General features: G+C 55.8%; 3 protein-coding genes and 1 pseudogene. 3 read left to right on the forward strand and 1 reads right to left on the reverse strand.

What is annotated here, in order from left to right:
* Window positions 1-1,157: 1,157 nt before the first annotated feature.
* Window positions 1,158-1,337 carry a hypothetical protein gene (locus CV102_RS26465; protein ID WP_222863737.1) on the reverse strand — a complete coding sequence of 60 codons (180 nt, stop codon included), beginning with the start codon at window positions 1,335-1,337 and terminating at the stop codon, window positions 1,158-1,160.
* Window positions 1,338-1,960: 623 nt separating this feature from the next.
* Between CV102_RS26465 and CV102_RS24305 the strand changes: the two genes are divergently transcribed.
* The 3 genes and pseudogenes from CV102_RS24305 (at window position 1,961) to CV102_RS24320 (ending at window position 5,853) form a co-directional block, all read left to right on the forward strand.
* Window positions 1,961-3,241 carry an amidohydrolase family protein gene (locus CV102_RS24305; RefSeq protein ID WP_148860591.1) on the forward strand — a complete coding sequence of 427 codons (1,281 nt, stop codon included), beginning with the start codon at window positions 1,961-1,963 and terminating at the stop codon, window positions 3,239-3,241.
* Between the two features lie 321 nt (window positions 3,242-3,562).
* Window positions 3,563-3,786: pseudogene (locus tag CV102_RS24310) on the forward strand (PadR family transcriptional regulator); the annotation flags it as partial.
* A 675-nt stretch (window positions 3,787-4,461) separates the two neighbouring features.
* Complete coding sequence (locus CV102_RS24320) at window positions 4,462-5,853, forward strand: serine hydrolase domain-containing protein (RefSeq protein WP_233710812.1); 1,392 nt, start codon at window positions 4,462-4,464, stop codon at window positions 5,851-5,853.
* Window positions 5,854-6,000: the final 147 nt, after the last annotated feature.

A 6,000-nucleotide genomic window follows, 5' to 3' on the forward strand; every position in this document is an offset into this window, starting at 1 on the left:
AGAATGTTGGGATCGGAGGCAGCTGCGTCCGGTGCTGACGCCTTACCGCCTACGATCTCATTATCCGCGGTGTGCAATTCCGATATTGAGAGCGGAATTCGAACACGACAGCCCGGTGATTCGACCGGTGAACCAGAGCGTTCGTCGCTGACCTGCTGGTACGTGTAATGTCTCGCTCGAGGGCAATAGCTGTGTATTCTGTACGTGCCGGTCCGGTGATACCCTTCCAGTCACGCTGAGACTCACTTCTCCGCTACTCCCTGAACAGGCTTGGACGGTCAGGGCTCCGGTTGACCAGTCTTCAGGCGTGAGCGCTGCATCGCTACATCCGCGTGTTTCAACTTGGCCGTCGTCCTGTCGTGCTGCCGCCGTCCCCGCGCTGGTTAACGCTGTACCCGTAAGTGCGCCCATTGCTGCGAGCACTGATCGCCGTTGTGGATCCGCTCTCGAATCGTCTTCTGTGGAGGAATTCTGTGGCCCCATTGATGCGTAGCACCATTTGGTTACTACGAGTGGTGGTGTCATCAATCTATCACGTGTTTGTTGAACACCCCTTGACGATCGAACACCCCCTATTCAGCGGACACGAAATGTCCTCTACTCACGGAATGTGATTAAATGGGCTATTAGCGGTAGTATCAACTATGCATCAACAGGGCTGCCTTGTCGCCAGGGAAATCTGTCGGTCACGAACAGTGAGGGAACGTGGGAGAACAAGCAAGCGAGGAATGGTGACTGTATCGGTAATCGAATAACGCGGAGAGGAGTAGCAAAAGATGCTCTTCTGACTCGTCACTGATAACAGCGGCGAGAAGACCAAATATATGACTGGTCATTCTTGGCGAATCCTGTCGCTGTAAGTGTAACCGCTACTCGTAACTACGGATCGACTATGGGGTGCTCAAGTAGTTGATAAGGATCTGGTGGCCAAAACAGCACGTGTCCGAGCTGATCCTCCAGATCGCCGTACCGATTTGGTGGCACCATTCTCTCGAGAAACGCATCTGTGCATAGAATAGCGTCTGTCTCTCCTCGATGACGGACAGAACAACGGGATTACGGCGTTCGCTGGCCGTCCGGAACAACATTCTTACGCGGTGTAGTTGGCTGGATCACAACGGGGCACCACCAGCACTCGCTGCATCTCTCAAGGGGGTCTAAGTGGCAGTACGATCCTCGAGCAATCCAGTCGCGGTCTCGAGGTCCATCGCCAGGATCTCCTTCACTGGCTGCTTGGGACTCACTTGCCGCGTTCGTTCATCGAGGTCCGATCCACCGAGCTGTTTCATCAACTCCCAGACTCGAGTAATGGTCATGCCGTGTGGCTGCTCGCCCATGATTGCAGTCAGGGCCCACGGCACGTAGTCACTAGTGAAAAAGACGCCATCTCCGGTAGTCCGCTTAGTTGCGAACTCTTCCCACCGTTTAGCGACGAGCAATGCACGGTAGGTATTCTGCTCACTACGCTCGTCCACGAAGCGTTTCTTGGCTTTGTGCTGGCGGCAGTTCGCGAAGAAATCCAGCGGACTCGTCGAAGGTTCGACTTCATCGGGCAGCTGTGGTGTCTCGTTTGCCGTGTCGTCCTCTCGTTCTTCTCGAGCGTGGCTTCAACCTGACAGGCTTTTGCGCTGGCAGAGCGAGCGATCTCATTTGCCTGTTCGGCATCAGTATCAACCCGTGAGTTGTGTAACAACTCAGTTTCCTCGAACACTTCTCCTCGAACAGCTGGTTTAGTGTTCGACCAGCCATTGCTGAGGTTCAAGAACCAAAGAACATAATCGTCCTAAGATTGTTTTGCAATACTTCTCTTTTCACTAGAGAGTACCCAGACAACTCTTTTGTATCACCCATTAGTTCGAAAAATCGTGATGCCATTAGACACTTTGTGGATGTACGATTCATTAGTTGACTGGACTTTTACTACCCAAGGTTCCGAGGCGACGTCGATGGTGAGGTCATAATGAGCGACCACGGGCCTGGTTGTGGCTGCTGTCACCGGCCGAATACTCGAGATCTCGACGAAATTCGAGCGCGTATCAAACGCGTCTATGGTCCAGAGGAGCGTCTTTCGCGGCGTTCTTTCCTCAAGACTGTCGGTGCAGTCACGACGACAGGGATTCTTGCAGGCTGTCTTGGAGCGAGTGACGCCGACCACGAACGTGTTGGGGATGCGACAGAAACCGATGACACTCCTCTCGAGATCAAAGGACGACTTGTCATTGGTGAGGGAATGGATGTTATTGAGGGAACGATACATGTCGAGGGCGGGCAGATTAGTAGTATCGTCGAAGAAGGCGTCGAATCTGACGATATTGTCATTCCAGCGTTTGTCAATACCCATACTCACATCACGGATTCGGTAGCGAAAGACGGGGCTCGAGCTCGAGATTACTCTTGGGAGGAGCTATTCATCGATCCAGGTCTCAAAGGAGAGTATCTGGAGGAGGCAGACCAGGATGAAAAGCGTGAGGCAATGCACCGAACCCTGCAATTCATGAAGGAGACGGGTACCGGGACGTTCGCCGATTTCAAAGAAGAAGGAATACAGGGTGTCAAGGATCTAAAGGTGGTTGACGAGGGTCGAGAAGTCGACGCTGTCCCGCTGTTTCAGGGGGAGTATCTGACCGAAGACGACGATCTTCGGACTGAGATCAAACGAGCAGGCGGCTACCAATCGTACTATCCATGGGACGAACAGGATGAGCGTGCACGCGAGATTTGTGACGAGCTGGACAAGGTCTTTGCCCTCCATTCTGGGGAACCTGGTCCCGACGACATTGACGATGCGCTTGCGTTGAATCCTGATTACACCTCACATATGGTTCACACCAGGGAGGAAGATTACGAGGTTCTCGAGGACAACGATATCGGGATCTCTGCATTGCCTCGCTCCAATCTCGTGATCCTTGACAAACTACCACCACTGGAACGGCTCCACGAGCATACGACGGTCGCACTTGGAACGGACAACGTCATGCTCAATTCGGCGTCGATGCTCCGTGAGATGGAGTTCACGAGCAAGCTATTCGATATTAGCCCCTGTGAGGTGCTCCAGATGGCAACGATAAACGGTGCGAAGCTCATGCATCAGGCGGACAAAATCGGCTCTATTGAGGAAGGGAAACGGGCACGACTCGCGATCATCGACACCTCACGTGAGTTGAAAGAGCTTCGTGATCCTGTTGCGGGTGTTGTTCGAAGGGCGACTGCGCGCGATGTCAAAGAGACGGTGTTGCTGTAATCCACGGCGACATCAAAATCGTCTTTTTAATTTTGGGGAGAGCGTTCTGAACAGCTAGAACCCAGACTCGCAGAGACGAAAACTAAAATTACAATAGTTCTCCGGTTACTTCGACGAGGCCCTCTTCAGTCTGCCAGCGCTCTATACGACCGTCCCGTTCAAACAGGTCGAAAACACCGTTCTTCATCCAGCCAAGCGGATGCTCTTCGTCTTCGAACTCGCGTTTGACAACACAACTACCTCTTCCTGTTTCCGATGGTTTACTCCAGGATGGATTACCTAGGAGTGAACTACTTGCCGTCGTGTCTTGTACCGTAAGGTGTGAGCACCGATCTCGGGACAATCGAGGGAATGAAAAACTGGGGACTTGTCCATTTTGTCACTCGGAAGATACGGTTTGCGCTCCTCAACAACATCTCAAGCAACTCGTTTCGATGTACGAACCCGAGGAATTGAACCCGAGAGTCAGTGATGTTACAGTCTACAAGCATACTCAGAAACTCATCGACGCTAGGATCGTCAAGGAGGTCGCGCTTGACGACGATTTGCAACACTTTCGAGTGAACGCCGGTCAGGTTCTCCCACCACGTTTTGAGGGCGGGGAGTTGTCCCTGCACCTCGTAGCGTGCTGGAATGTCGTCGGACTTGTTGAGCTGGTAGAGAACGTGGTTGTACAGTTGCCTACAAGAAGCCACATCAGAAGTATGCCGGCCACCAGCGGACTCAGCCCGCCGAGGACGAATAGGACAATACTGGGAAACGAGTCGACGGACTCATCCGAAACGACGATTGGAGCCCAGAACAGGTACGCCTAGCCGAGGTAGATGACTGGAAATGCCCATGGGACGGTAGACCGTGCGAGCGGAGATAGTCGTCCCTCGGACTCCTGTTGTCGATTGGATCCCACAGGTACTGTAAACGCCCTTCAGGCAAAGAACGAGGGGCAACCGAACCAGAACGAAGGTTCAGCGACTCACACACCCCGGTTGGTAATTTATATGGTGCTACTTATTCACGGTCAGATACAGTCAGCTAGCCACGCATCACGGTTCTCTTGAGTTAGGAATAGCGGCGGTACTTTTCAATCGATCCGCACAAGTAGTACTATGGCGTCGGATCGCTCGGAAACCGTCTCTACTACTCGCCGTCGGTTGCTCTCCGTTCCCTTCGTTGGAGCATCTGGCGGGCTCTCCGGGCAGTTCGATTCTGCCAGACGAGATGTGTCAGCCGACGAGTCGCTCTCGACGCACCTTGACGAACACGTTCCAAACTTGCTCGATCGGTACGACGTTCCAGGGGCGTCGATCGCCCTGATCGAGGACGGAGAGGTGACCAGGAGTGGCGCCTACGGCAGCGCTGACCCCGCGGAAGGACGCCCGGCGACCGAGAACACCCCGTTCCGAGTGGAATCAATTACGAAGTCGATCACTGCATGGGCGGTGCTAACGCTCGTCGAGCAGGACGAGATCGGGCTCGACGATCCAGTTGGCCAGCACCTCACGAGCTGGGAGCTTCCAGACGCCGAGTATTCGTGGGAGGACGTGACCGTGCGGCGATTGTTGAGCCACAGCGCCGGGATGCCAGCGGGAGGGTACGAGACCGTCCAACTGGACGAAGAGCCGCCGCCGCTCCGCGAGGCCCTGTCCGGAAATACTAGCGGACCGGTGGCTCGACCGACCACCGAACCCGGCGAGTTCCGGTACTCGAATCCTGGTTACGCGCTACTAGAACTCCTTATCGAGGACGTCACTGGCCGCGACTTCGCGGCGTACGTGGACGAAGCGGTCCTCGATCCGCTCGGGATGGACAGAGCCACCTTCATCATAACCGAACGTCTCCGTTCTGAGCTGGCCACCGAGCACTTCGTGGACGGAACGCCGGTCGCTGCATCACACGGACCCTCCAACGCCCATGGCGAACTGTACGCGACTGCCGAGGATATCGCCCGCTTCGTCGCCGCTGGCATGGAGACGAGCGAGGAACCGGTGGGGCGGGGCGTGCTCGCTCCGGAGAGCGTCGCAGAAATGTACGCTCCAGACGTCGAGACGACTGGATTCTACGACCTTGCTACCGACGGCGCAGGACTTGGACACTTCGCCGAAACGTTCTCTGACGGAGAGCGAGCAGTGATGAACGGCGGACAGGGCGCCGGTTCGTGGAACTGGTTTCACGCCGTCCCCGGAACTGGCGACGGGATCGTCATCCTCACAAACAGCGAACGGAGCGTGCAACTTATCGCCGACGTCGTCGAGGCGTGGACGGATCGAAGCGGCCTCCCTGCCGTGTCACTGACGCGCGCGAGCCGATGGATCCGCCTGCCAGTCTGGATTCTCGTCGGCGTTGCAGTCGGTCTCGCTCTCCGACTCGGGTATGGAGTCGTCGTGGGGACGCGAACGTTCGCCCCGCTATCTGACCGCGACCGCACCGCTCGTGCAGTCCTTGGCGGCCTCGCAGTCGCAACGTTCGGTCTCTGGTGGACCATCGGTCGGGAGACCGTCGCGTTCTTCCTGCCGGTGATCGCCGAGTGGGTTGGACTGGCGCTGTCGGCAGTCGTCGCTCTCCTGTTGGTGACGGTCCTCTTTCCCAAAACAGACAGGGGTGAAACGAGGTGACCGATGGCGGCACTGGCGACGAAACGGCGAGTGCGACATCGACCATCTCGCACGTCGCGTCCCCGGACAAGGATCCGGAGTTCTTCGAGTACTCGAATCCGTGGCAGTTCTTCGCCATCGCGTTCGGCGTGTCGTACCTCTTCTGGA

The sequence above is a fragment of the Natronococcus pandeyae genome (assembly GCF_008122205.1).
In the GTDB taxonomy this organism is placed as follows: Archaea; Halobacteriota; Halobacteria; order Halobacteriales; family Natrialbaceae; genus Natronococcus; species Natronococcus pandeyae.